The organism is Veillonella sp. VA142, assembly GCF_003992135.1.
In the GTDB taxonomy this organism is placed as follows: domain Bacteria; phylum Bacillota; class Negativicutes; order Veillonellales; family Veillonellaceae; genus F0422.
This window is the reverse complement of the sequence record NZ_RQVN01000002.1, coordinates 61,679-88,145: the sequence shown is the minus strand read 5'-3', so window position 1 is coordinate 88,145 and position 26,467 is coordinate 61,679. Positions and strand designations below refer to the sequence as shown.

At 38.7% G+C, this 26,467-nt stretch carries 26 protein-coding genes and 1 riboswitch; all 26 genes read right to left on the bottom strand.

Annotated features, from left to right (window positions below; genetic code table 11):
• Positions 1 to 10: 10 nt before the first annotated feature.
• On the bottom strand, positions 11 to 928 hold the full coding sequence (locus EO117_RS01340) for an NAD-dependent epimerase/dehydratase family protein (protein ID WP_126938728.1): 918 nt from the start codon (positions 926 to 928) through the stop codon (positions 11 to 13).
• A 36-nt stretch (positions 929 to 964) separates the two neighbouring features.
• Complete coding sequence (locus EO117_RS01335) at positions 965 to 1,894, bottom strand: ComEC/Rec2 family competence protein (RefSeq protein WP_126938727.1); 930 nt, start codon at positions 1,892 to 1,894, stop codon at positions 965 to 967.
• Between the two features lie 39 nt (positions 1,895 to 1,933).
• Positions 1,934 to 3,526, bottom strand: a complete 1,593-nt coding sequence (locus tag EO117_RS01330) for an NAD(P)H-hydrate dehydratase (protein WP_126938726.1) — start codon at positions 3,524 to 3,526, stop codon at positions 1,934 to 1,936.
• 11 nt (positions 3,527 to 3,537) lie between these two features.
• The gene (gene acpS, locus EO117_RS01325; RefSeq protein WP_164727461.1) at positions 3,538 to 3,900 is read right to left on the bottom strand and encodes a holo-ACP synthase; all 363 of its coding nucleotides are present in this window, start codon (positions 3,898 to 3,900) and stop codon (positions 3,538 to 3,540) included.
• Positions 3,901 to 3,904: 4 nt separating this feature from the next.
• Positions 3,905 to 4,552, bottom strand: a complete 648-nt coding sequence (gene rpe, locus EO117_RS01320; protein ID WP_126938724.1) for a ribulose-phosphate 3-epimerase — start codon at positions 4,550 to 4,552, stop codon at positions 3,905 to 3,907.
• 1 nt (position 4,553) lies between these two features.
• Positions 4,554 to 5,414, bottom strand: coding sequence for a ribosome small subunit-dependent GTPase A (gene rsgA, locus EO117_RS01315; RefSeq protein ID WP_126938723.1), 861 nt, complete (start codon positions 5,412 to 5,414; stop codon positions 4,554 to 4,556).
• 8 nt (positions 5,415 to 5,422) lie between these two features.
• Entirely contained in the window at positions 5,423 to 7,327 is a 1,905-nt protein-coding gene (gene pknB / locus EO117_RS01310; RefSeq protein WP_126938722.1) for a Stk1 family PASTA domain-containing Ser/Thr kinase, read from the bottom strand.
• 11 nt (positions 7,328 to 7,338) lie between these two features.
• On the bottom strand, positions 7,339 to 8,037 hold the full coding sequence (locus EO117_RS01305) for a Stp1/IreP family PP2C-type Ser/Thr phosphatase (protein WP_126938721.1): 699 nt from the start codon (positions 8,035 to 8,037) through the stop codon (positions 7,339 to 7,341).
• Positions 8,034 to 9,083, bottom strand: a complete 1,050-nt coding sequence (gene rlmN, locus EO117_RS01300) for a 23S rRNA (adenine(2503)-C(2))-methyltransferase RlmN (protein WP_126938720.1) — start codon at positions 9,081 to 9,083, stop codon at positions 8,034 to 8,036. The genes EO117_RS01305 and rlmN overlap by 4 nt, the downstream gene beginning before the upstream one ends.
• Entirely contained in the window at positions 9,080 to 10,438 is a 1,359-nt protein-coding gene (gene rsmB, locus EO117_RS01295) for a 16S rRNA (cytosine(967)-C(5))-methyltransferase RsmB (RefSeq protein WP_126938719.1), read from the bottom strand. The genes rlmN and rsmB overlap by 4 nt, the downstream gene beginning before the upstream one ends.
• The gene (locus tag EO117_RS01290; RefSeq protein WP_126938806.1) at positions 10,410 to 11,180 is read right to left on the bottom strand and encodes a DUF116 domain-containing protein; all 771 of its coding nucleotides are present in this window, start codon (positions 11,178 to 11,180) and stop codon (positions 10,410 to 10,412) included. The genes rsmB and EO117_RS01290 overlap by 29 nt, the downstream gene beginning before the upstream one ends.
• Positions 11,173 to 12,150 carry a methionyl-tRNA formyltransferase gene (fmt, locus tag EO117_RS01285; protein WP_126938718.1) on the bottom strand — a complete coding sequence of 326 codons (978 nt, stop codon included), beginning with the start codon at positions 12,148 to 12,150 and terminating at the stop codon, positions 11,173 to 11,175. The genes EO117_RS01290 and fmt overlap by 8 nt, the downstream gene beginning before the upstream one ends.
• Positions 12,150 to 12,626, bottom strand: coding sequence for a peptide deformylase (gene def / locus EO117_RS01280; RefSeq protein WP_126938717.1), 477 nt, complete (start codon positions 12,624 to 12,626; stop codon positions 12,150 to 12,152). The genes fmt and def overlap by 1 nt, the downstream gene beginning before the upstream one ends.
• 8 nt (positions 12,627 to 12,634) lie before the next feature.
• On the bottom strand, positions 12,635 to 14,815 hold the full coding sequence (gene priA, locus EO117_RS01275) for a primosomal protein N' (RefSeq protein ID WP_126938716.1): 2,181 nt from the start codon (positions 14,813 to 14,815) through the stop codon (positions 12,635 to 12,637).
• A gap of 299 nt (positions 14,816 to 15,114) precedes the next feature.
• The gene (gene metK / locus EO117_RS01270; RefSeq protein WP_126938715.1) at positions 15,115 to 16,305 is read right to left on the bottom strand and encodes a methionine adenosyltransferase; all 1,191 of its coding nucleotides are present in this window, start codon (positions 16,303 to 16,305) and stop codon (positions 15,115 to 15,117) included.
• A gap of 49 nt (positions 16,306 to 16,354) precedes the next feature.
• A riboswitch (SAM riboswitch) is annotated at positions 16,355 to 16,457 on the bottom strand.
• Between the two features lie 57 nt (positions 16,458 to 16,514).
• Positions 16,515 to 17,696: a bifunctional phosphopantothenoylcysteine decarboxylase/phosphopantothenate--cysteine ligase CoaBC gene (gene coaBC, locus EO117_RS01265; RefSeq protein WP_126938714.1), complete on the bottom strand. Its 1,182-nt coding sequence runs from the start codon at positions 17,694 to 17,696 to the stop codon at positions 16,515 to 16,517.
• A 215-nt stretch (positions 17,697 to 17,911) separates the two neighbouring features.
• Positions 17,912 to 18,358 carry a GNAT family N-acetyltransferase gene (locus EO117_RS01260; protein WP_126938713.1) on the bottom strand — a complete coding sequence of 149 codons (447 nt, stop codon included), beginning with the start codon at positions 18,356 to 18,358 and terminating at the stop codon, positions 17,912 to 17,914.
• A 245-nt stretch (positions 18,359 to 18,603) separates the two neighbouring features.
• Positions 18,604 to 19,044, bottom strand: coding sequence for an ATPase (locus EO117_RS01255; protein ID WP_126938712.1), 441 nt, complete (start codon positions 19,042 to 19,044; stop codon positions 18,604 to 18,606).
• 9 nt (positions 19,045 to 19,053) lie between these two features.
• Positions 19,054 to 19,545 (bottom strand): pantetheine-phosphate adenylyltransferase, encoded by a 492-nt coding sequence (gene coaD, locus EO117_RS01250; RefSeq protein WP_126938711.1) that lies wholly within the window; start codon positions 19,543 to 19,545, stop codon positions 19,054 to 19,056.
• A gap of 15 nt (positions 19,546 to 19,560) precedes the next feature.
• Positions 19,561 to 20,106, bottom strand: a complete 546-nt coding sequence (rsmD, locus tag EO117_RS01245; protein WP_126938710.1) for a 16S rRNA (guanine(966)-N(2))-methyltransferase RsmD — start codon at positions 20,104 to 20,106, stop codon at positions 19,561 to 19,563.
• Positions 20,107 to 20,191: 85 nt separating this feature from the next.
• Positions 20,192 to 21,193, bottom strand: a complete 1,002-nt coding sequence (locus EO117_RS01240) for an NAD(P)H-dependent glycerol-3-phosphate dehydrogenase (protein WP_126938709.1) — start codon at positions 21,191 to 21,193, stop codon at positions 20,192 to 20,194.
• 2 nt (positions 21,194 to 21,195) lie between these two features.
• Positions 21,196 to 21,786, bottom strand: a complete 591-nt coding sequence (gene plsY, locus EO117_RS01235) for a glycerol-3-phosphate 1-O-acyltransferase PlsY (RefSeq protein ID WP_126938805.1) — start codon at positions 21,784 to 21,786, stop codon at positions 21,196 to 21,198.
• A 5-nt stretch (positions 21,787 to 21,791) separates the two neighbouring features.
• Positions 21,792 to 23,126: a ribosome biogenesis GTPase Der gene (gene der, locus EO117_RS01230; protein WP_126938708.1), complete on the bottom strand. Its 1,335-nt coding sequence runs from the start codon at positions 23,124 to 23,126 to the stop codon at positions 21,792 to 21,794.
• A gap of 138 nt (positions 23,127 to 23,264) precedes the next feature.
• Complete coding sequence (locus EO117_RS01225; protein ID WP_126938707.1) at positions 23,265 to 25,172, bottom strand: bifunctional 4-hydroxy-3-methylbut-2-enyl diphosphate reductase/30S ribosomal protein S1; 1,908 nt, start codon at positions 25,170 to 25,172, stop codon at positions 23,265 to 23,267.
• A 9-nt stretch (positions 25,173 to 25,181) separates the two neighbouring features.
• Positions 25,182 to 25,787, bottom strand: coding sequence for a lysophospholipid acyltransferase family protein (locus tag EO117_RS01220; RefSeq protein ID WP_126938706.1), 606 nt, complete (start codon positions 25,785 to 25,787; stop codon positions 25,182 to 25,184).
• Positions 25,780 to 26,466: a (d)CMP kinase gene (cmk, locus tag EO117_RS01215; RefSeq protein ID WP_126938705.1), complete on the bottom strand. Its 687-nt coding sequence runs from the start codon at positions 26,464 to 26,466 to the stop codon at positions 25,780 to 25,782. The genes EO117_RS01220 and cmk overlap by 8 nt, the downstream gene beginning before the upstream one ends.
• Position 26,467 lies beyond the last annotated feature (1 nt).

Sequence of the window (26,467 nt, the reverse complement as noted above, 5' to 3'; positions counted from 1 at the left end):
ATCTATGATGTTATCTATTACCTTTCACATAGTAATAGGTGTTTTCCAGTCCTTTTTGTAATGTCCATTTAGGCATATACCCTAAACATTGTTTTGCTTTTGCAGTACTCAATAAAGAATGTTTAATATCACCAATGCGTGGTGCTTCATAATGACGTTCTACACTAGTGCCAGCAATATGTTCTAATGTGTTGATTAATTCATTTACAGAAATTCCAGTTTCTGTACTCACATTGATAACCCCCGTTACATCATTATCTAACCCCAATATATTAGCTTCCACTACATCATCCACATAGACAAAGTCACGTGTTTGTTCTCCATCGCCAAAAATTTTAATGGATTCACCATTCGCTACATGTTCGCAGAAAATGCTAACAACACCACCTTCACCACCATTGCCTTGACGTGGTCCATATACATTAGAATATCGATAGCAAATATACGGCAATCCAAAAGATTCTTGGTAAATGCGCAAATATCCTTCCGTAGTTAGTTTTGTCAATCCATAACAAGAACGAGGCACTCCTGCCAATTCTTCTGTAAGGGGTAATACCTCTATATCACCATATACTGCAGCAGAAGATGGCATAAGGAATTTTTTAACACCCACTTTAACTGAGGCTTGTAATAAGTTCAATAGTCCCATTAGATTGATATCACAATCTTCTGTTGGATGTACCATGGATTCTGCTACTACTGTTTGCGCTGCTTCATGAAACACATAATCTGGTTGAAAGTCTTCAAATATGTCATGTATCTTATTATCTCGTATATCTAGTTTTAAAAATTCAGCTTGTTCATTCACAAATTCCCGCAATCCACTACTTAAGTTGTCAATCACAAGTACACGATGTCCCTCTTGAATCAATCTATCAACTAGATGTGATCCAATAAAACCGGCACCACCAGTTACAATTATATTCATGTTTCTCACTCCTGTATCAGTGACTATTACATTCTTTTATCGTTCTCGTTGGATATCATAGTCTGTACCATTTGTCCGAATGGTAACAGTTCCCATCGTGTCTGTACGATAGATATCTACATGTTCTTCCAATAATCGTGCCATGGCTTTTTCCCCGGGATGTCCATAAGAATTATGTAATCCTGCAGAAATAACACCTGCCTCTGGTCGAACAGAACGAATAAAATCTTTTTGACTAGAACCATTACTACCATGGTGTCCAACTTTTAAGATTTTACTAGACATTTTCGTATTTTGTTCTTTAATGAGACGCGCTTCTTCCTCTTTTTCAGCATCACCAGTCATGAGCATAGAAAACTTACCAAAAGTTAGTTTACCAACAATAGAATTATTATTTTGATGGACTTCACCTTTTTTGTCCGTTAATATTTCCCCTTTCCACGGGGCATATACATCAAAATATGCTCCATTACCTAGGTCTAACCGATCACCCTTATGAAGTGTTTCATGATGAATCTTCTTGGTCTCTATCATTTTCAAGTATGTTCTATACGTTCCGTTATCAATCTCTATACCATTATCATAGACACGTTTAATAGGAATCGCTTTTGCAATCGCATAGAAACCACCAATATGATCAGCATGGGGATGTGTTAAAATTACATTTTCTAACTCTTTCACACCATATTTTTTTAATAATGCAACTACTTGAGGTCTATGATCTGTATCTCCTGTATCAATCATTGAAAATTTATCCCCAATCTGGATTAAAATAGCATCTCCTTGTCCGATATCCAATACATGAATCTTCATGGTACCCGTCGGTGCTTGCGTAGATTGACTGACCTCTGTCTTGGCAGAATTTGCATTCACCTGTGAAAGTTCTTTTCCACAGCCCAACAGACTGAGTAGCGCTACTGCCAACACACCTAACAGAAGTAAATATTTATATATTCTTTTTCTCATTTTTAAGTACTTTCTAATCGCTTTTTATTACAATAGTTATTACAGTGGTAAAACCGGCTTGTATCCATCGATCGTTCTTAGTACACGACCAATTCGTTGTGCCACCTCTGTAGGAGTAAATCCTGGGCCACAATCATCTAGTGCTATATCTCCCGCACAACTATGAGCATACACTGCAACATTAATAGCATTCATAGGATCCTGTTCTTGATTCAACAGGGAACCAATGACACCAGCTAATACATCACCCATGCCGCCTGTACCCATGTATGGGTTACCTATTGTCGTTATGTATACTCTACCAAATGGAGTAGCAAGAATTGTTGGTTGTCCTTTAAGCACTACATATACATTGTACTCTTTTGCAAATGCTTGCGCATAACCAATAGGGTCATTGTATATTTCTCTTATATGAATTCCTGTAAGCGCGGAGAATTCACCTAAATGCGGTGTAACTACAACGGCATAGCCTTTCTTACCTAATGTATACGAGCACTGTTTTAACAGTGATACATCATTAGAAAGCGCTATGAGACCGTCTGCATCAAGTACCATGTGGCTATCTGTAACAGATTGCATCCATTGAAGTAAATGTTTCCTATCACTATTGCTTCTGCCACCACCAGGGCCAATGACTACTGTGCTATTTCCATCTAGTTGTTCTGCATCATTACAATTACGAATCATCATTTCAGGTCGACTCAAAGATCGCAATGCATCTAGGTTATCCGCACCAGATACAATAGTGACCTTTCCAGCTCCACTGCGTAATGCTCCTTCCGCACTTAATATGGGTGCACCATAAATTCCTGGAGAACCACCCAAAATATAGACGTGACCATTCGTCCCTTTATGAGCAAGGGGTGAACGAGCCTCTACAGACAAAGAATCTGCCTTGTTCCAATAGATTTCTGGCCCATTATGAACCGATTCCCTCAAGGCATGATGCGGAAAAGGATATCCGATACTGCCGATACTCATATACCCCACGCGTTCTCTTCCTGGATAGAAGAGCATCCCCACTTTAGGTGCTAACAATGTAATTGTTTCATCTGCCCTGAATGAAGAGACGTCGACATTTCCTGTTAAACCGTTTACACCACTAGGAATATCAATGGAAATACATTTTCTTGTCTCACTATTAGAACGCCATTCTTTACATTGTTCAAAAATAGCTCCTATCTGTCTTGGTAACTCACCATGAAATCCTGTGCCAAACACACCATCCACTACCAGACTTACATCACGTAATATATGAGAGGGTATTACATTCCCATTAGACTGCATCATCTCATTAGTCACAATCGTAATCGTATCTTCTAGAGTATGTACCATCTTCCATTGTTGTTGAAACAATGGAGATCCGTCTTTCGGATTGCCTAACACAACAACATAGGGAGTCACTTCAGGCATTTCTGTCAGCAAACGTGCTGCCACTAAGGCATCACCACCGTTATTGCCAATGCCACAAAGAAATAGGACTCCTTTAGGTCCATCTATTTCTTCTATATATGTGTGCAGTACTTCAAACACTGATCGCCCCGCTTGTTCCATTAAATGAGATACAGGGAGTCCCAAACTTTCAATATATTGATCTACTATGTTAACTTGCTTTGGTGTTAATAATCGCATGGGTATATCCTCTAATATACAATGACAGTACTCGTAGCATATTCACGACAATGGCTAATAGAAACTTGCAGAGTTTCATATCCTAAGGCTTTCATTTGTTGTCCAAAATAGCCCGTACAGGTAAGGACAGGGGCTCCCCATGCATCGTGAGTAATCTCGATATCCTGCCAAGAACCGTGGCGAAACCCTGTCCCTAAGGCTTTTACACAAGCTTCTTTAGCGGCAAAGATACCCGCAAAAGATGCAGCGGCCTGTTTGTTACGCCCCCATGCATAGTTTCGTTCATAGTCCGTAAATACTCGTTGTAAAAAAGTATCTCGGCCAATAGCTTGCTCCATGCGATGAATCTCTATGATATCTGTACCTACTCGAATCATATTAGCCTCGTAATTTGTCAATCATCAGTGCTCTATCTTCTGCTCCGAATACAGCAGAACCAGCTACTAATAGGGTGGCCCCTGCCTCACGCACTAATGGAGCAGTTTCCAAATTAATACCACCATCTACTTCTACAACAGCATCTGTATTGCCTACAGAATCCAATAATTCTCGAGCTTGTTTTATTTTTTTGACTGCATTATGAATAAATGATTGTCCACCAAAACCTGGATTTACACTCATAATTAGAACTAAATCTAAATCTTCTGCAATATCTTCCAATAAGGATACTGGCGTAGATGGATTTAAGGAAACGCCTGCTTTCATACCAGTTGCTTTGATAGCTTGAATCAAACGATGTGCATGTGGCACAGCTTCCCAATGAAAGGTGAAATACTCCACGCCTATCTTGGCATACTCTTCAACATAATCACCTGGGTTATCTACCATTAAATGGACATCAAAAGGCAACTTCGTATGTGGACGTAATGCTTTTACCACAGGAGCACCAAATGTTAGGTTTGGCACAAAATGCCCATCCATCACATCAATATGTAATAAGTCCGCACCACCTTCTTCAATAATACGAATATCTTCTCTTAAATTTGAAAAATCTGCCGATAACATAGAGGGGGCAATTTGAATCATTTTATCGTCTCCTTTGATCTTCAAGTTCTGATTTAATCGTCAAATACGATTGGTATCGTTGCTCACTAATCTGTCCACCAGCTAAGGCTTCTTTCACAGAGCAAATCGGTTCATGACTATGGGAACAAGGACTAAACTTGCATCCCCTATCATGGTCACCAAACTCGGGGAATGTATGCACTAATTCTTCTACAGTCATCCCTGTATGATCTAAAGCTGAAAATCCTGGTGTATCCATGATAAAGGAACTTTCATCTAAGCTGTATAAAGAGGCATGGCGCGTTGTATGGCGCCCACGTTTAATCTTGTCACTAACCGCTCCTGTTTGAAAGGCAAAGTTCGGATCCACTGCATTAAGCAAACTACTTTTACCTACCCCAGAAGGACCGGCAAAGGCACTGATTTTACCATGTAATACATATCGTAATTCATCAATCCCTTCACCAGTATACGTGGACGTACAGAGTACAGTGTAACCGATATTTTCATAAATAGATTTCAATTTCACCGTGTCTTCTGTATGCAAATCGTACTTATTAATCACTAGTATGGGAGGAATATGACTATGATGAATCATCACTAATAAACGATCCAATAGTAAAGGATGAATGTCTGGCTCTCGTGCAGCTACTACTACAATGACTTGGTCAATATTGGCAATAGCTGGTCTACGTAATGAATTTCTTCTCTCTTCGATAGAATCAATCCAACCATCGTTTGTAATGCTGACCGTATCTCCTACTAAGAGAGAATATCGTTCTTTCTTTAACCGTCCTCGAACCTTACATTCATGTACATCTCCACTTGGGGTTTGCACATAAAAGTAGCCATTCACATTCTTAATTACAACACCTTGTTTCATAGTCTCTCCTATAAGGATTGCTCTTGTACTAACGCATTATTTAAGTATATCTGAACTCGTACATTACCTGATCCAGACACGCTTTTTACAATGCGGTCTCCTGGTGCATTAGTACCATCGTACACAACACGTCCACCATCATCATCGATGACCACTAATTTCACATGTTGCGAGGCACGCCCGTTTGGCACTGTTACATCCACAACCCCTTTGGTAGCACCGCCTTGCTTAGCATTCGTTCCATCTTTTTTTCCATCTTTTGATTGACCTACCAAGGTAATACTTTCATCCCGTTTCACAGATGACCCTGGAGCAGGACTAACAGCGGTAACAACTGCAGAGTCTTCATTGGATCCAGAAATTTTACCAATACTTAAACCTAAATTTCCCAACGCTTCTTTGGCTTCTTTAATAGTCATACCCACTACATTAGGAATCTCTACTGTAGTTCCTTTAGTTTGATTAATCGTAATATCTACAGTGGCGCCTTTGGAAGCTTTACCTCCCGCTTGCAATCCTTGACTAAGCACTACGCCATCATCTTTACTAGGATCATTTTCATAGGAAATCTTACCAATTGATAAACCTAAAGCTTTTAATTTTTCTCTAGCTTGATCAAAACTCATCCCTTGTAAATCTGGTATAGTAATATCTCCAGCACCTTTGCTGACAACTAAATGTACCATGCGCTGTTCTTTGACAGATTCACCTGGCTCAGGGCTTTGTGAAACAACCTGTCCTGCCGGTACATCCGAATTGGTTACTTCTGAACTAGATACTCGTAAATGGCGCTCTTCTAATAATCTCGTAGCTACACTTAATTGTTTACCTACCACATTTGGTACGTCTACGATAGAATTACTCCAGAAGTTACCAAAGCTCAAAAAGGCCCATAAGAAAGCAAGCAAAAAGGCAAATACAGCACCGCCAATCACATATTTTTGTGGCAAACTACCTAATTTTGCCAATATGCCTTCTGGCTGCTCTTCCTCTTCTTCTAATACTTCTGTTTCCAGCGGTGGCAATACTTGTGTAGCAAAATCATGTTGTATTGGTCGTGCTGATGTACCGCCTCGATAGCCTAATGACATACGTAATGCTTGAATCATTTCAGAAATGGATCCAAATCGTTTACCAGGCTCTTTTTCCAATGCCATTAGTACTACTTGCTCTAACTGTGGTGGAATCATGGCATTCTTAATTCGTGGTGCTACTACGCGGTCTTTCACATGTTGTAAAGCTACACTAACAGGTGTTTCCCCTCTGAAAGGAACTTCCCCAGTTAATAATTCATAAAGAACAACCCCTAATGAATAAATATCTGTACTCACATTAATACTCTTACCACTAGCTTGCTCCGGAGAGATATAATGAGCTGAACCCATGACAGAATTGGTATACATCATAGTTGTGGCAGAATTAATAGCTCTTGCAATACCAAAATCCGTTACCTTCACACGTCCAGAATCAGTAATCAATATATTATGTGGCTTTACATCACAATGCACTATCCCCATCATATGTGCGTGCTCTAGCCCCTCTGCAATGGCTACTGTAATTTTCACCGCTTCTTGCACAGTCACCTGAGCACCATGATGCTGAATATATTCTTTTAAAGTGCATCCAGACACATATTCCATGACAATATAATGAAAGCCTTGATCAAAACCAACATCGTACATGCTTACTACATTCGGATGATTCAGTTTTCCTGCCGCTTGTGCTTCACGTTTAAAACGAGCTACAAAATCTTGATCACTACCAAAGTTTTGATGAAGAATTTTAATTGCTACAGGTCGTCCTAATAGTGTGTCTTTCCCACGATATACATCGGCCATACCGCCAACGCCAATCTTCTGTTGAACCTCATAGCGATGGTCAAAGACCAATCCTACTAATGTATGTTTATCCATAAGTCACCTCTTTATATACGTCCAAGTACGATTGTTACATTATCTCGTGCTCCCGCATCATACACAAGGTGCACTAAATCTTCTAATGCTCTACTTTCATTATTTTCTTCTGAAAGTACTAGTTCAATCTTAGATTCTTCAATATAACCAGACAAACCGTCACTACATAATAGGATTCGGTCATTCTGATGTACTTCAACTACGCCGGTATCTACTTCTACAGTTTCATATACACCAATGGCTCGAGTCAACATATTTCGTTTCGGATGATGAATGACTTCTTCTTCGGTGATTGTTCCCGCTTCTACTAATTGCTGTACCATAGAATGGTCTTTTGTCATACGAAGTAACCCTTCTGATCCATATATATACAAACGACTATCTCCTACATGAGCCCAATACAGGGTATCTTCTTGTACATACGCTACAACCGCTGTAGTTCCCATCCCTTCCAACTCTTTGTAGGATTGACTCTTTTCATATACCATGCGATTCGCTTGTAGAATGGCATTCTCTAATACTTCGGTAGACATTTCAGTAGCCTCATTAACTACTTCTGCAATGGTGTCAACTACCATGGTACTAGCATACTCTCCGCCGGTGTAACCACCCATACCGTCTGCTACAATGAGTAATGGTCCTTGAGCATAAAAGCGATCTTCATTTCGTTGGCGAACTAATCCAGTTTTACTAATTCCTAAACTAATCATAACATCCCTTCTTTCAAAGATTGTTGATGTTGTATTTTCAACTGTCCACAAGCTGCTTGAATTTCATCGCCCATTTCTTTACGAATCGTCACAGACACGCCGTAAGATTCTACAATGGACTTAAACTCTTGCATCTCTTTCATAGGCGGTTTATATAAATTAATATGTTCATTTCCATTCACCGGAATTAAGTTGACATTGCAATGTGGAAATTGTTTTGCAATCGTACCTAATTCATGAGCTTCTTTTTCAGTGGCATTCACATCTTTAATCAAAATATATTCAAAGGTAACACGGCGCTCCGTACGTCGATAATACTCTGCCACAGCATCTAACACGTCTTGTAAAGCATAGGTAGCACCTATAGGCATAATCTTTTTTCGACTTTCATCTGTCGTAGCATGTAATGATAAAGCTAATGTAATCGGTAATTCTAGTTCCGCAAAACGATAAATATTGGGAACTAACCCACAGGTAGATACAGTCATACGGCGATAGCCTATGTTAAAACTTTCTTTTTCATGAATAAATTGCAATGCTTCCATGATATGATCAAAATTTTGTAATGGCTCTCCTGATCCCATGACAACAATAGAATGCACTTCTTCTTTAATAATACTTTCAAAGAGTAACAACTGCCCTACAATTTCAGCTACTGTTAGATTACGAAATAAGCCTTCTGTAGTAGATGCACAAAAAATGCATCCCATCGCACATCCCACTTGAGATGATAAACACACAGAGTTGCCATAGTGTTGCTTCATCAGTACTGTTTCTACTTGATGGCCATCAGAAAATCTGAGCAATAACTTCTTCGTATTTCCATCTGAACTAGTAGATTCTCGCACCACTGTAGGCAATGTAATCGTACAGTGTGTGGTAAGCCATTCACGCATTGTCTGTGGAAGCTGAACCATATCTTCCATAGAGAATACGTGACGTTGATAGATATAATCCATAATCTGTTTTGCTCTAAATTTTGGAAACCCTCCATCTGTCACAACTTTACTTAATGCTGGCAATGAAAGTCCAAGTAATTCTATCATGCTCTCTCCTTACGTAAACGGGCTATAAAAAATCCGTCCATATCATATACATGTGGCAATAAAGTAACCATAGGGCCTTCTGCTGCAAACGGCAACAAGGGAGCCACATCTTCTAAGACGAAATTAGGGTTCTTTTGTAAAAATCTTTCCACAACCCCTTCATTTTCCAAAGTATTTATGGTGCATGTAGAATATACTAAGTGTCCACCTACTTTGATATAGGAACTAGCATTTTGCAATATTTGTTGCTGCAACTTTGGCAATTCTTGTAATTGTGATTCTTCTTTTCGCCATCGCATATCTAGTTTCTTCTGTAAGATTCCTAGTCCTGAACATGGTGCATCTACAAGTACGACATCAAAAGAATCTTTCCATTGTACCTCTTTTACTGTAGCATCACCTTGTTGAGCTTGTACATTAGACATACCCATACGTTTGGCATTTGCCTGTAACAGTTCTACCTTATGCTCATGAATATCTGTAGCTACGATGGTTCCTGTATTGCCCATTAGGGTTGCCATATGCAATGTTTTACCTCCCGGTGCTGCACAGGTATCTAAAATCTGCATATGTTCTTGAGGTTGTACTGCGTAAGCCACAGCCATAGATGCTTCATCCATAAATGTCATCAATCCCTCTTGGACCCATTTTGCTTCCTGTAATTGACCTTTATGAGATTTGATGATAATCGCATCTGGAATCATATGACTGGGCTCTACCACCCAGTTTGCCAGTGAAAGTTCTTCTAATAAATCTTGACGACTCATTCGTAATGTATTCACACGCGCTGTCAATAACGGAGTTTCATTGAACCATTCACAAAGATCTATTGTTTCTTCTATACCTCGTTGATCTATCCATAAACGGACTAGCCAAAGAGGTTGATTATAAATATAGGAAATCCGTTCCTCTTCTGAAGTGGCTAAGGCGTCGACTCCGATATCTTCACGTTGTCTATCTACATTGCGAAGTACAGCGTTGACAAAACGATCCGTACCGGGTGCCACTTTTTTGGTAAGTTTTACACTTTCATTTACCGCAGCACTTGATGGTACCTTATCCATATAAAGTAATTGGTACACACCAAGTCTTAGAATCTCTAACACAAAAAGAGATAATTTTTTAACTGATTTCTTGGTAAAGTGAACGATAACGGCATCTAAATAGTTTTGACGTCGCACCACACCATATACCAATTCTGTAAAGAATCTACGATCTAAATCTTCTAGTCTTTCTTGTATCATATACTGAGGCAATACAATATTGGCATACTTCTTATCTCGATGAATATCTACTAAGGCTTTCATAGCTAGGCGCCGAATATTTTTATGTTCTTTCTTTTGTTTCGTTTCCATACAGTAACCTCTCTATGACAAGTCTAATATCTTCTGTGTTGACTCTCGTATTACAACAAGGACCACAAGGTCGTTCATTTAAGACACCAATTACGGGAATAGGAAACACATCTGCCATACCACTAACTAGGTCTCTTTCACAAGCGATAGCCACAATCGCTTGAGGGCGAATTTCCTTGATTTTTAAACGTGCTAATGTACCACCCGTAACTACTATAAAATGGCAGCCATACGTATCTGCAATATCTAGTAAGGTTCCTACTTGGCATCCACCACAACGCTTACAATTATGTACATCTGTAGTTACTTTATGTACACAACTAGATAGCTGTATGCAATGTGGTGTGAGTAGTAATAAACGTTCTGGTTCCACGCGATACACTTGGGTGCTAACAAGATGATTGATTAAAGCAATTAAGGATTGACTCACTTCATCCTTGGTATATCCAAAACATCTGCCTAAGACCGTCACTAAAGGAAATAAAAGATATAACCCGCGATTAGATAGTCGCAATAAAATCGGATGTTGTATAGAGTACATTGTGACTAATGCCATATATATCCACATAAACCACCCAATTAATATGGGGAGTAGTAAAACGCCCACTCCGATATACCCTGCAATAGCCCCCCATTGAGATAAGCTAGGATACATCATCCAGACTACCCAACCCCATACCACGGATATCAATAGCAACGCCACAGAAGTCATCGTTAAATATAAGCGATAAGATTTATTCATCCCCAAAGTAAGCTCCTACTGCTAACTGATGACCACGAGCAAAATCACCTGCATTCATTCGCTTTTTATTTTCTGGTTGCACTTCAGTAACTCGTAAAACTCCATGTCCAGTAAAAATACTGAAAGACTCTTTATCTACATGCACTATTGTTCCCTCTTTAGGATAGCCACAAGCCCCTTGTAAATGTTCAGGCGCATACTTAGAGGTAGGGTCTATTTTTGCATGCCAGAACTTAATCCGTTTACCATCTAAGAATGTATAACATCCAGGACTTGGATTGAAGGCTCTAATTTTTGCAGCCAATGTATGTGCTGGTTCTGTAAAATTGAGATGCCCCATCTCTTTCGTAATTTTTCCCGTTTCAATGGCTTCTTCATGATTTTGAGGGACTCTTGTTAATGTGCCTGCTTGTAAAGCATCTACGGCTGGTACAATCATTTGTGCTCCTAATTCTGCTAAGGCTGTAAAAACGGTACCAGATGTATCTTCTTCTGTCACTGGAATGCGTTCCATGAGCAAAGTATCACCTGTATCTAATCCTTCATCCATATGCATAATCGTCATACCCGTTTCTGACTCTTCATGTAGAATGGCATATTGTATAGGTGCTGCACCTCTAAATTTCGGCAATAAAGAGGCATGTAGATTAATACAGCCTAATGGAGGCTGATGAATAAGCCAAGGAGGTAAAATCTTACCATACGCAATGACTACAACAATGTCAGGAGCCAAAGTTTGCAACAATTCCTCTGCTTCTTCATTGCGCAAAGATTTCGGTTGATACACAGGAATATCATACTGCAACGCCAATTCCTTAGTCGGTGGCATTTGCAATTTATTGCCTCGTCCTTTCGGCTTATCTGGTTGGCAGAATACACCTACTACTGAGTGGGAACTATCGATTAAAGCCTGTAACGTTGGAACTGCTATATCTGGAGTTCCCATAAATACTATGCGTAATGGCTTCATTATTGTTGTTCCTTTTTATGGATAAAAATCTCATTAGGGTTCACTAACTTTTCTACAAATAAAATACCATTCAAATGGTCAATTTCATGTTGGAAAATACGTGCTAAAAAGCCTTCTGCTTTAATTTTAATCTTTTTATTATTTCGATTGATACCATGCACTTCAATTTTGTCGTATCGTTCTACATCACCAAACAGCTCTGGTACGCTTAAACAACCTTCTAAGCCAATTTGAGATCCTTCTTTTTTTACAATTTCTGGGTTAATCACTTCGATAAGCCCATTACCATCATCTAATACAATAATACGTTTAGATACATTGACTTGTGGTGCCGCTAAACCTACACCATCTGTTTTATACATAGTTTCCGCCATATCATCTAATAATTGACGAATCTTTTTATTTACAAACTCTACTGGTTCTGCTATTTGTTTCAACACAGGATGCCCTGTTTTCATAACTTCTAAAACTGCCATATTTCCTCCTATACTGGATCCACATCTATATAGATATGGGGTAATGTAAATGTATCTGAACGATACATGTATGATTTTAATTTCGATAAATCAACTCCACGAATCATAATACAAAGTCGATACATATCTCGTATCTTTGCGGCACCATTTTCATAGGGCCCTAATATATCTATGCGCTGACCTACACAGGACTGGCGCAAAGTGTTGGCTAATTCTGTCGCTCTTGTTCGCACTACTGGAAGCTTTTCATCTAATAAGGTAATTTGTATCATTTCACCAATGGGTGGATACAACAAGGCTTTACGAGCCTCTATTTCTTCTTGATAAAAACTAATATAATCATGATGTGTACTGTGCTGAATGGCGTAATGTTCAGGACTATAGGTTTGTACTACTACATTTCCTGGTTTATCACCACGTCCAGCACGGCCAGCTGCTTGTGTTAATAAATTAAATGTTCTTTCAGCAGCCGTATACACAGGAATATGCAAGACAGAGTCAGCTGTAATTATTCCTACTGCGGTAACATTTGAAAAATCATGTCCTTTTGCCACCATTTGCGTGCCCAATAAAATATCATATTGGCCTGCTCCAAAAGCTTCTAAAATACGCTGTGATTCACCCTTTTTAGATGTCGTATCTTGATCAAGACGAGCAATTCTAGCTTGTGGAAATCGTTTTGCTAATTCTTCTTCTACCTTTTGTGTGCCTGTACCAAAGAATTTAATCTTACGGCTACTACAATGAGGGCACATTTGAGGTACTTTTTCATGATGATCACAATAATGGCAACGCAAGTCCTGTCCTGCTTGATGATAGACCATCGATATATCACAGTGTGGACACTGGATAGGTTTACCACAATCTCGACACATCACAAATGTACTATGACCTCTTCGATTCAACAAGAGAATCATCTGCTCCCGTTTCTGTAGCGTTTCTTGAATTAATGTATCCAATGCCATAGAAAATACAGAGTAATTCCCATAGAACATTTCTTCTTTCATATCTACAACTGTAACCTTAGGCATGGGTTGATGAAAAATACGATGCTCTAAAGATAGTAAATGATAGACACCTTTGTCTGCTAAATAATAGGCTTGTATAGACGGTGTAGCAGAACCAAATATAACTGGGCATTGATGACTTTCACTTCGCCATCTAGCCACCATACGTGCATCGTATCGAGTTATATCCTGTTGCTTATAGGATGGATCATGTTCCTCATCTACTACAATAAGACCAATATCTTCTGTTGGTGCAAACACGGCAGAACGAGCACCAATGATAATATGGCTATCTTTCCGGCGTAATCGTTCCCAATTGTTATAACGTTCCGATTTTGTCAACTGACTATGGAATACCACAACTTCTTGCCCAAACCTTTCTACAAATCGTCGTACGATTTGTGTCGTTAAAGCAATCTCTGGAACTAGAATAATAGCAATCTTATCTTGTCGAATCGTTTCTTGCACAGCTTTTAGATACACCTGCGTTTTCCCGCTACCTGTTACGCCATGTAGTAAAAAGGCTTTACTTGTATGATTAGCAATGCATTTCTGAATTGGCATATATACAGACTGCTGTGCCTTTGTTAAAGGAATGTCTATACTATCCACAACTTGCTCATAGCGCGTTTTCGTCATTTCGTAACGCCATTCTATATCAATATGAGAAGATTCTTTTACTTGCTTAATCACAGGCAGGCTAAATCCCGCCAATCGCAAGGTACTCACAGATGTGGCACCATACTCCAATAAGTATGCTGCCAACAAACGCTGCTTTCGTTTTTTTTCTGAAAAAAGTTCCACATGAAAGGATTCTTTAGGCACAAGCCATTCCATTTTAGGTCTGTCATAGGATTTTAATTTACTTTTATCCACAGTAAATAAACTTAATGACTCTGCAAAGGTACATAAGTAATACTCACTTAGCTTACGAGCTGTACTCAGCATTTCCGATGAAAACCAAGGCGTTGGATCTAACACCGCTAATATGGATTTAATCACAAATGGTGGATCTTCTATGTCACAATAACCTACAAGGATTCCTTCTTCTTTCGAGGCTCCCAACGGAACCGCCACGCGAGTTCCAATAGGTACATCTCCGAATGAGTCAGGTATTTCATAGGTTAAAGGTTTATTCAATTGTTTCGCAGGACGATTGATAATAATTTCACCTAAACGCATTATAACCTCCTGACTAAACACTCTCCATTATACCACGTTTATACCTATGATTCATACTATTTCATATCTTAGTCCTACATATTTTTACGTTATAGCATTTTTAAAAAGAATATATATGAGGTTATAGGAGCAAATATGTTAGTACACTAATCCCATCCTCTTAGAAGTGTTTACATGACAACCTAGACTCTTATGATTTATACACATCATGTCTAGAATAACAAAAATAGAGGACAAAGACTTGCGTCTCTATCCTCTATATGTGTATCACTCAAAAGTGAATGACAAATCTTTACCCATTATAAACCAGCTTCTTTACGAAGTGCTTCTGCTTTATCTGTACGTTCCCAAGGAAGATCTACGTCAGTACGGCCGAAATGACCATAGGCAGCAGTTTTTTTGTAATGTGGTTTCAACAAGTCTAACATTTTGATGATACCTGCTGGACGAAGGTCAAAATGTTTGCTTACTAATGCAGAGATTTTTTCTTCTTCAATTTTTGCAGTACCAAATGTTTCCACCATGATAGATACCGGCTTTGCTACACCAATTGCGTAAGCTACTTGTACTTCACATTTATCAGCAAGACCAGCTGCCACGATATTTTTAGCTACATAACGAGCTGCATATGCTGCAGAACGGTCAACTTTTGTAGGATCTTTACCGGAGAAAGCTCCGCCACCATGACGAGCCATACCGCCATACGTATCTACAATAATTTTGCGACCAGTCAAACCAGCATCACCTTGTGGACCACCGATTACGAAACGGCCAGTTGGGTTGATAAAATATTTAGTATTTTCATCAATAAATCCTTCTGGAAGCACTGGATCAATAACATATTTTTTAATATCTGCTTGGATTTGTTCTAAGGATACTTCTGGACCATGTTGTGTAGAAATAACGATTGTTTCAATGCGTTTTGGCTTGCCATCAACATATTCTACTGTTACTTGTGTTTTACCATCTGGACGAAGGTAAGGCAATGTACCATCTTTACGAACTTTTGTTAATTGACGAGATAAACGATGCGCCAAGCTAATAGGCATAGGCATTAGCTCTTCAGTTTCATTAGATGCGAAACCAAACATCATACCTTGGTCGCCAGCACCGATTTTATCGAACGCATCACTACCACCTTCGCGAGATTCCAATGCTTCATCTACGCCCATTGCGATATCTGTAGATTGTTCATCAATCGCTACATTAACGCCACAAGTATCCGCATCAAAGCCAAATTTTGCACGTGTATATCCAATTTCACGAATTGTATCACGAACAATATGAGGAATATCTACATACGTTTTTGTGGTAATTTCGCCTACTACATGAACTTGGCCTGTAGTTACTAATGTTTCACAGGCAACGTGTGCTGTTGGATCTTTTTCTAAAATAGCATCCAATACAGCATCTGAAATTTGGTCAGCAATTTTGTCTGGATGACCTTCTGTTACAGATTCAGAAGTGAAAAATACATGTTTTTCTGCCATGAATAAACCTCCAATAAAAAAATTCCTCATCCCAAGATGAGGAATCATATCCCCATCTTCCGATCAAAGATCGTTGGATTTAGCACCTTCTCCCCTAAGGAATGGTTGCTGTAGCTTCAAAGGGCCTCTCCCTCCACTACTCTTGATGAGACTTGTATCATACATATAATACTTAGTTTAAAATCACTACATGTCATTATAGCATATATTTATAGGTCTGCCAAGGCTTGAATAATACGTTCCGCCACATCATGTTTTGACATATTTGGTAAATTCACAATTTGATCACCAGGATAAATAAAGATCACTTCATTGGTATCTACATCAAATCCAGCATTGGATTTACTCACATCATTAGCCACTAACATATCCAAATTTTTTTTGCGCACTTTTTCTATTCCATAGGTAATGACATCTTGCGTTTCCGCGGCAAAACCAATTAATTTTTGATGCTGTTTACGGTCCCCTAAGCTTGCTAATATATCCGGATTTTTTACCAACTCTAATGTCATAGTTTCTTGTTTTTTTATTTTATTATCTGCTACTTTAGCTACACGATAGTCCGCCACAGCTGCGGCCATAATCACAGCATCTGCAGAGTCATAGTAACTATCGATTACCTCTTTCATCTCCGTAGCAGAACGGACTATGATACGCTCTACACCAATTGGCGCAGCTAGATCCGTAGGAGCAGATACCAAAATTGTCTTAGCTCCTGCTTGGGCTGCTTTCAACGCCACTGCATATCCCATTTTTCCACTGGAACGATTCGTAATATATCGAACTGGATCAATTGCCTCTTGCGTACCACCAGCACTTACAATAACTGTTTTACCTTGTAGTAATTCTGTTTTCCCTAAATGAAAGTCCACCCAGTTCATTATCTTTTGTGGTTCTGGCAAACGACCTTTTCCTTCTACTCCACATGCTAGGAGTCCACTATCTGGCTCTAACACATAGATGCCTCTACCACGTAAGGTATTTAAATTTTCTTGCACCGTTGGATGCACATACATGTTACTATTCATCGCTGGGCATACAAACACAGGAGTGGTTGTAGCCAACAATTGGGTAGATAACATATCGTCCGCAATACCATGTGCCATCTTTGCCAGTATATTAGCTGTTGCTGGGACCACCACATAGGCATCTGCCCATGTTGCATAAGCTATATGCTCTACATTCCAGTCATGAATATCTTCAAACATATCTACTGATACAGGATGTTTGCTAATTTCTCCAAATACAAGAGGGCTTACAAGTTTCGTAGCATTTTTCGTCATCACTACTTTAACCGTTGCTCCCGCTTTACACAAGCGGCTAACTAATTCGACTGCTTTATAGGCCGCAATCCCTCCTGTTACGCCTACTACTATATGTTTACCTTTCAAAGGTCTCACCTTCCTATAGAACTAATTCGATTAATAGACTCTCTTCACTCACCCTATTATACAGCATCTTGCTTAGTAATACATCTATATTTTTCTCTATGAAAGGTCAAGAAACTCCATTTGTAAAAAAGCCGTAACAAATTACGATGTACATAATTTGTCACAGCTTCTTTCTTATGTATCTTATGAATAAAAAATCCATCAATGATCAGCCTCTATAAAGGCAATGATAAATGAACTACAGTTTTTACTGCTTTCTTCGTACTATCTAATTTTTTAAATCCTAACGTTGTGTATAACTCTTTTGCATTTTCCATACTCGGTAATGTATCTAACAACAATGTTTTATATCCAAATTCACGAGCATCTTCCACTACTAATTTTGCCATATTAGTACCTAACGAGCTATGCCTAAATGCAGGGCGAACGTACAAGCGTTTCATAGCTGCTGTTTTACTATCTACATTGCGTAACGCTACACAACCAGCTGGTTTGTTATCAATGAAAGCAATATACAAAGCTTCTCCTTCACCTTTATATTTGTTTTCCAACCCATGAAACTCTCTCACATTAGCGGATACGCCTAAGGATCGTACATACTCTACAAATAAATCTTTAACTTCATCAATATAATCGTGGCCATTACGAATTTCAAAATTCATAGTATACCTCCTCTTAGTATTACATGAAACTGATATTGTTAGTATTCGACAAGAGTATGAAAACTCCTTTTAATTTCTTTCAAAATTAACTATGAATTATCCCTTGCTTACATAGGCATATAGTACTTTAAATCGATAGTATCTAACATGGCATTTCTAATACCGTTAAAAGTAAAAATGTATACCATCTATTTTACATACAAAAAGACTGTAACAAATTATATCTTGCTACAGTCTAAAGTGAATTATTTATATAATGTTTGACGATTTTCTTGTAATGCTTCTAAAGTGCGTTCTAAATTAGATTCTACATATTTGAACACATCACTAGCGTATTGAATAGAGCTATTTTTAAGTTCTTCGGAGGATTTGTTAGCTTCCGCAATAATATGATTAGCATGCTCTTGAGCTTGTTTCACTAATTCACTTTCTTCTGTCAACTTTTGGATATATTCTTTTGCTTGCTCAATCAAAGCATCTGCTTGTTTTTGACCTTCCGCTACAATGCGATCACGTTCTGCTACAATACGACGAGACTCTTCTAATTCAAGTGGTAAAGATTCTGTTAAGGCATCTACTATACGCATAATTTCTTCTTCTTCAATTAATTTTTTATTTGTCATAATCATATTGTTACTTGTAACAATCAAATTTTCCAACTCTTCTAATAATTTTTCCGTTCTCATAGTCTCCTCCTATTGTTCTTGTACTGTTTTAAATTTATTCTCTAGGGCTTGTTTCACAACAGTAGGCACCAAACCCTCTAATTTACCACCATATTTAGCTAATTCTCGTATACCCGTAGAGCTTACAAAGGCATATTTATTATTAGTCATAATAAATACAGTTTCAATATCATCATCCAAATATTTTGAAAATAAAGCACGCTGAAACTCGTATTCAAAGTCACTTAGTGCACGTAGACCACGGATAATAATATGGCTATCTCTTGATCTGACATAATCATTCAACAAACCAGTTCCAAAATCCACTTCAACATTTGGGATATGTGCTACTGATTGACGAATTAACCGAGCCCGTTCATCCAAGGTAAATAAATACTTTTTATTCGGATTTTCTAAAATCACTATGATTAACTTATCTACTAGTTTACTAGCTCGCTCAAATATATCTATATGCCCATTAGTGACAGGATCAAAACTACCTGGACAAACCCCAATTCTCACGATATAAGCCCCTTTCTACGGTTCTCGACATAAAATATCAACGCGAGTATACCCAAAGGATAAGGCTTTTACAACCACCCACTTGGGCAATAATTCTAATGTTTCATTCTTATGGCGTTCTATAATTAAAAAGCCATCTTCGGTAAGTAATTGTAACTCTTCCACTAAGACCAACGTTTTTTGAACATACCCTTTTTCGTAAGGAGGATCTGAAAATATCAACTGAAACTGTCTTCCTTGTAGCCGTGAAAGTGCCGATTCCATAGTACATTTCATAATTTCCAATCGGTCTTCTACCTTACAATGTTGTGCATTCTTACTAATGCACGTATCAGTACGCGTATCTACCGCAACAGCATGACTAGCACCGCGGCTCAAAGATTCGATGGCGAGCGCACCTGTTCCAGAAAATAAATCTAGCACCTGCGCCTCAAAAAATCCTCTTCGACTTTGTATGACATTACAAATACTTTCACGCACTCGATCTTGTGTAGGTCTTGTATCCATACCTTTTGGAGCTTGTATAGTATGCCCTTTAGCTGTCCCTGAAATAATTCTCATATATTTTACTACCTGTACTTGTATATTCTACATGATTTTACTATGTGGTACAATAGATTTTTTATGAAATCTTCCTCATAGTTCATTACTTATTGCAAACTTCTTGTTTTACATCACGCATCATCAACTGCATCAACACTTCCGTAGGAGGAACCTGATGATATAATACCTCATACAGTGCATTCGTGATAGGCATATCAATCCCCTTTGCCTTGGCTAAGTCATAAATGATACGAACAGCAAAAAATCCTTCCACCACCATTTGGGAATGGATGATTATATCTTCCATAGTCTCTCCATCGGCTAACTTTTGACCCGCCCGACGATTTCGACTATGAGGACTCATACATGTAGCGATTAAATCCCCCATTCCTGAAAGTCCTGCATAAGTTTCCGCCTTTGCTCCCATGGCAACGCCAAACTTCGTCATTTCATGAAGTCCACGAGTCAGTAAGGCTGCCAACAAATTATCTCCTAAACACATGCCATGCGCTATACCTGCTGCTAAGGCTATGATGTTCTTTGTAGCCCCCCCTAATTCAACACCGATTACATCTGTATTACCGTACACCCGAAAGCTTGGTCCCCCCAAAGCTTTTTGTAATATACAGATAGCCTCTTCCTGTTGGCTGGCTACCACTGTAGCAGCCGGCAAATTGCGGCCTACTTCTTCCGCATGATTTGGACCAGATAAAATAGCCATCGCTTTCACTAAACCTTGAACTTCTTCTTCAATAACCAAGGATAATCGCTTTTCACTATCTTTTTCCAATCCTTTAGAGCACCCTACAATAATCATAGATGGTTCTAAATACTGTTTCAACTCCTGTAAAGTACTTCGTACATAACTAGATGGTGTAACTAATAACACTACATCTGCACCTTCCAAGGCAGTTTCGTAAGAATGCTGAAACTCAAGTGAACTCGGTAATACTACCTCTGGTAAATAAGGATTAATCCGATATTCACGTAAATAATTGGCCTTTTCTTCCGTACGACAATACATGGTCACTTGGTGGCCTGCCTCTATCCCTTTCAGAGCTAATGCAGTACCCCAGCTACCAGAGCCAATAACTGCAATTTTCATAATTACTCATCCTTTGTAATACGTTTCACAGCTAATTCTTTTCCTTGTAAAAGACGCATAATATTTTCTCTATGACGGAATACGACGAACAATGCTGCTACAACGCCAAAAATAATATATGGTAATGGTTCAGATAAATAGTACATAACAATAGGTACTAGTGTAGCTGCCACGATGGAGCCTAAGGATACATAGGAAGTGAACTTTACAATACTAGCCCACACAGCAAAGCAAATTAATGCAGCAATCGGTGATAATGCAATGAGCACGCCTAATCCAGTAGCAACCCCTCTACCACCGGAAAACCTAAGAAAAATAGACCAATTATGTCCAATCATGGCACATAAGCCACCTACAATCATCCATTCTGGATTCGGTGAAAACAAGAGCACACCAATAGCTCCTTTTCCTGCATCACCTAAGAACACTGGTAGGGCTGCTTTCATACCTAATACTCGATAGGTATTAGTAGCACCAATATTTTTACTGCCATATTGACGCACATCAGTATGGAAAAAAAGTTTTCCAATAATTAAGCCTGTAGGAATGGAACCTATTACGTAAGCAATCAAAACTAATACAGCAATTTCCATTGTTATCATTCTTCATCAGTTCCCTTCTTACCACGAAGTACTAATCGAATTGGAGTCCCTTCAAAGCCAAATGATTCACGAAGACGGTTCTCCAAGAAACGCACATAGGAGAAATGAATTAATTCTGGTTCATTCACAAATAAAATGAAAGTAGGAGGTTTTACGCTTGCCTGTGTCATATAATAAATTTTAGGAATCCGTCCCCCACGAGATGGCACTGGGTTTACTGTTTGAGCATCTGATAATAGTTGATTTAATACACTTGTAGAAATACGCATATGTTGTTGCTCAGATACATATTTGATAAGTTCTGCTAAACGATGAACACGTTGTTTCGTTAAAGCAGATGCAAATAAGATAGGTGCATACCGTAGGAATGCCATTTCATCATAAATATCTTCTGTGAATCGCAACGTAGTTTTGTCATCTTTTTCAATCAAATCCCATTTATTAACAACAATCACTAACCCCTTACCAGATTCATGAGCATACCCAACAATTTTTTTATCTTGTTCTGTAACCCCATCTGTAGCATCTAATACTAGCACTACAATATCCGAACGATCAATGGCCCGAAGTGAACGAACAATACTGTAACGCTCTACAGGTACATCAATGCGTGATTTACGACGCATACCCGCAGTATCAATTAACACAAAATCCTGTCCATCATGACTCCAATGTGTATCGATAGAATCACGTGTAGTCCCTGCTACATCACTGACTATAACACGCTCTTGTCCTAATAAAGCATTGGTAAGAGATGATTTACCTACATTAGGACGACCAATCAAAGCAACATGTATTGTATCCTCATCTTCCTCACTAGCACTTTGTGGAGGGAAATGTTTCACCACATCATCTAGCAAATCACCTAAGTTCATCAAATTTTTGGCAGAAACACCGATAGGGTCACCTATACCTAAATTATAAAACTCATAAATATTAGCTTCTTGGTTGATACTATCGATTTTATTAACTACAAGAATTACAGGCTTACCGCTAGCACGCAATAAATTCGCCACTTCTTCATCAGCGATAGTAATTCCCTGTTTACCATCTACAACAAAAAGGATAACATCAGCTTCTTCAATAGCTAATTGCGCTTGAAAACGCATCATCTTAGGAATTTCATGACTTTCTGCGGTAACAAATTCAATCCCACCAGTATCGATCATGGTAAATTCTCGTTGCAACCACTCTGCATCGAAATAAATTCTATCTCGTGTGACTCCTGGAATATCTTCTACAATAGAAATCCGTTTATTTACAATGGCATTAAATAATGTAGATTTCCCTACATTCGGTCTTCCCACGACCGCAACTAAAGGTTTCGACATACTTTCACCTCATATTTTAACTTCCCTACAGGAAGAGTAAGAATACATAGTTTATCAATTTATATTGTAACACATAAACAAACGCAAAAAAAGAACAGTAAGTCCAATTGGACCCACTGTTCTTCTATTATATAGAAATTATTCAGCTTCTTCTTCAGTGGCTACTGGTTCTATTAACTCAGTTAATTTTAAACCTAATTTCTTTTCGTCTTTGTTGAAAGAAATTACTTCTACTTCTACTTCTTGACCACGGCTCAAGTAATCTTCTACTTTTGCATTACGTTGTTTAGTCACCTGAGAGATGTGAAGTAAACCTTGGATATCATCGTTGATAGCAACGAATGCACCGTATTGAACTGTGCGAACTACTTTACCAGTTACCACATCACCTACATGGACTGTTTCTTCTGCAACGTCCCATGGGCTTTTGGATAATGCTTTTAAAGATAAAGAGATTTTGCTGTTTTCTTCATCAAAAGATTGTAATTTAACGTCGATTTCTTGACCAACTGTTAACACGTCTTCAACGCGTTTAATTTTTTGCCAAGAGATGTCGGAAATATGAAGTAACCCTTCGATTCCTCCGATATCAACGAATGCACCATAAGGCATGATTTTACGAACAGTACCTTTGTAAGTACCGCCAACTTCTACATTTGCTAACGCTTCTTTTAATTTAGCTTGGCGTTCCACTTCAAGCACTTCACGGCGGGAAAGAACCAAACGGTTTTTCTTTTCTTCAACTTCAAGTACTTTAGCTTCGAATTCTGTACCTACTAAGTTATCAAGGGATTTCACGAAGTGAATGTCACCTTGGGAAAGTGGAATAAAACCACGTAAAGACTTAACAGTTACGACTAAACCTGCAGGAATTGCATCCACACCTTTACAGATAATTGGCTCATCTTTTTCTTGTGCTTCAATAACATATTGCCAATCTTCATCTTTAGCCAAACGAGTGATAGAAAGATAGATTGGGCTATCTTCTTTGATGTGGTTAAGGATAACAGCTTTGATTTTATCGCCTTCCTTTAATACATCTTTAGCAGAAGCTGGTGTAGGGTACGCTATTTCTTTTCTCTCTAATTGTGCTTCTGTTTTGTAGCCAAAGGATACATATGCACGTTCGTCATCGATTTGTACAACTTCCCCTTCAATCACATTACCTTTCTTAAATTCTTCTGCTTGCGCTTCTGATGCTGCAAATAATTCTGCAAAATTTTCCATCGTCTGAATGACCTCCTTAATTATCCAGTCTGGTGTCGATGCACCAGCCGTGACTCCTACTGTTGTGACGTCCTTCAACCACGTCATTCGTATTTCAGTAGCAGTTTCGATGTGATATGTAGTACACCCTACATCACGACATACTTCTGCTAATCTAGTCGTGTTGCCAGAGTTTTTCCCACCTACCACGATCATAAGATCTACTTCTTTCGCCAAAGCTACAGCAGAATTTTGACGTTCCTCAGTGGCCTGACAAATTGTCTTGAAGATCTTTTGCTCATTAGATTTTTGTTCTAATATTTTTATTATACTTTGAAACTTAAATTGTGAAAAGGTAGTTTGTACTACAACCCCAATTTTTTCCACGAATTGAATATTTTGAGCATCTTCTTCTGTTTCTACAATAATACCTTTGTTACCTGCCCAAAGATTAATACTCTTTACCTCTGGATGTTTCTTTTCCCCTAAAATAACTAATGTTAATCCTTCATCCACTACAGACTTGGCATCTCGTTGCGCCTTTTGTACATGTGGACAAGTGGCATCAATCACTGGTAATCCACGTGTTTCTGCCTCTTCATACACTTCTGGTCCAACCCCATGAGATCGAATGATAACAGTACCTTCTTCAACATCACTTAATTCATTGATAGCATACACACCATTATCTTCTAATCGACCTACTACTTGAGGATTATGAATAATGGGTCCCAATGTATAACTCACATCTTTTGAATCAGCCGCTTTTTCTGCCATCGTAACAGCACGCTTTACTCCATAACAAAAACCACAATTTTCTGCTAATCGTATTGTAAACATAGTATTCCCCTATTTATACTTACCAGCTTTATATTCATCAATCATAGTTTGAATCGCTACTTTTACCACTTGGTTCACATCTGCAATAGCCTCTACAGTTGCTTTTGCTTTTGCTACTGCAATTGGTTTTCCAATGATAACAGCTACTTCTCCACGTATCATTTTGTCGCTGCCCACAATAGCCACTGGTACTACTGGTACTCCTGTGCGCAACGCCATAGAAGCCACGCCATCATGAAAGCGCCCTAAAGTGTCACCCTTTTGTCGTGTTCCTTCTGGAAAAATACCAAGCATTAAGTTTTCTTTTAATAAATTCATAGCATGACGAATAGCTACTTTATCAACTCCACCACGGCGTACCGGAAAGGCTCCTAACCAAGTACACACTAATTTTGAAATTGGATTTCTAAATAATTCCTCTTTCGCCATAAAATTCACATGACGCGGCAAGGCAAATCCACATAGAGGTGGGTCGTTATTACTCTTATGATTTGGAGAAATGATAACCGGCCCTTCTTTAGGTACATTTTCTTTCCCATATACCTTTGTTCTATACCACCATCCATAAACGATCGTAAACGCAGATCGCCATAAGCATTCAGAAAATTTATCCATGACAGCCTCCTAATTCCGCTTTACGAATTAAGTCGATAAGAGTTTGTACCGTTTCTTCTATACTGAGATGATCCGTTTCTATAACCACGGCATCATCTACACATACAAGAGGAGATTCTTTTCGATTCATATCCATCATATCTCGCTCTGCTACAGTACGACACACCTCTTCTAAAGAAATGTTCTCGGAATCTTTCAATTCCAACCATCGTCGATGGCCACGAGTTTCCACAGAGGCTGTTAAATAGATCTTTAGTTCCGCATTAGGTAACACAACGGAACCAATATCCCTACCGTCCAGAATCACACCGCCCGCTGAAGCCATATCTCGTTGCATTTCTACCAACTTAGTGCGCACTGCTTTTTGTGCAGCCACTTGAGACACATGACTTGTCACATATTGTGTACGGATTTCCTGAGATACATCACGACCATTTACCAATACCACAAGGCCACTTTCAGTAGCTTGTAATTCCAATTGAATATGAGGTAAAGCTTGTGACACAGCCTCAGCATCGTCAATAGATACACCCGTTTCTAATAAAGCCCATGTAATGCCACGATACATAGCTCCTGTATCAATATATAAATAGCCTAATTTCTTGGCCACTACCTTAGAAATACTGCTTTTACCTGCCCCAGCAGGACCATCAATAGCTACAGAAATTCGACGACTCATA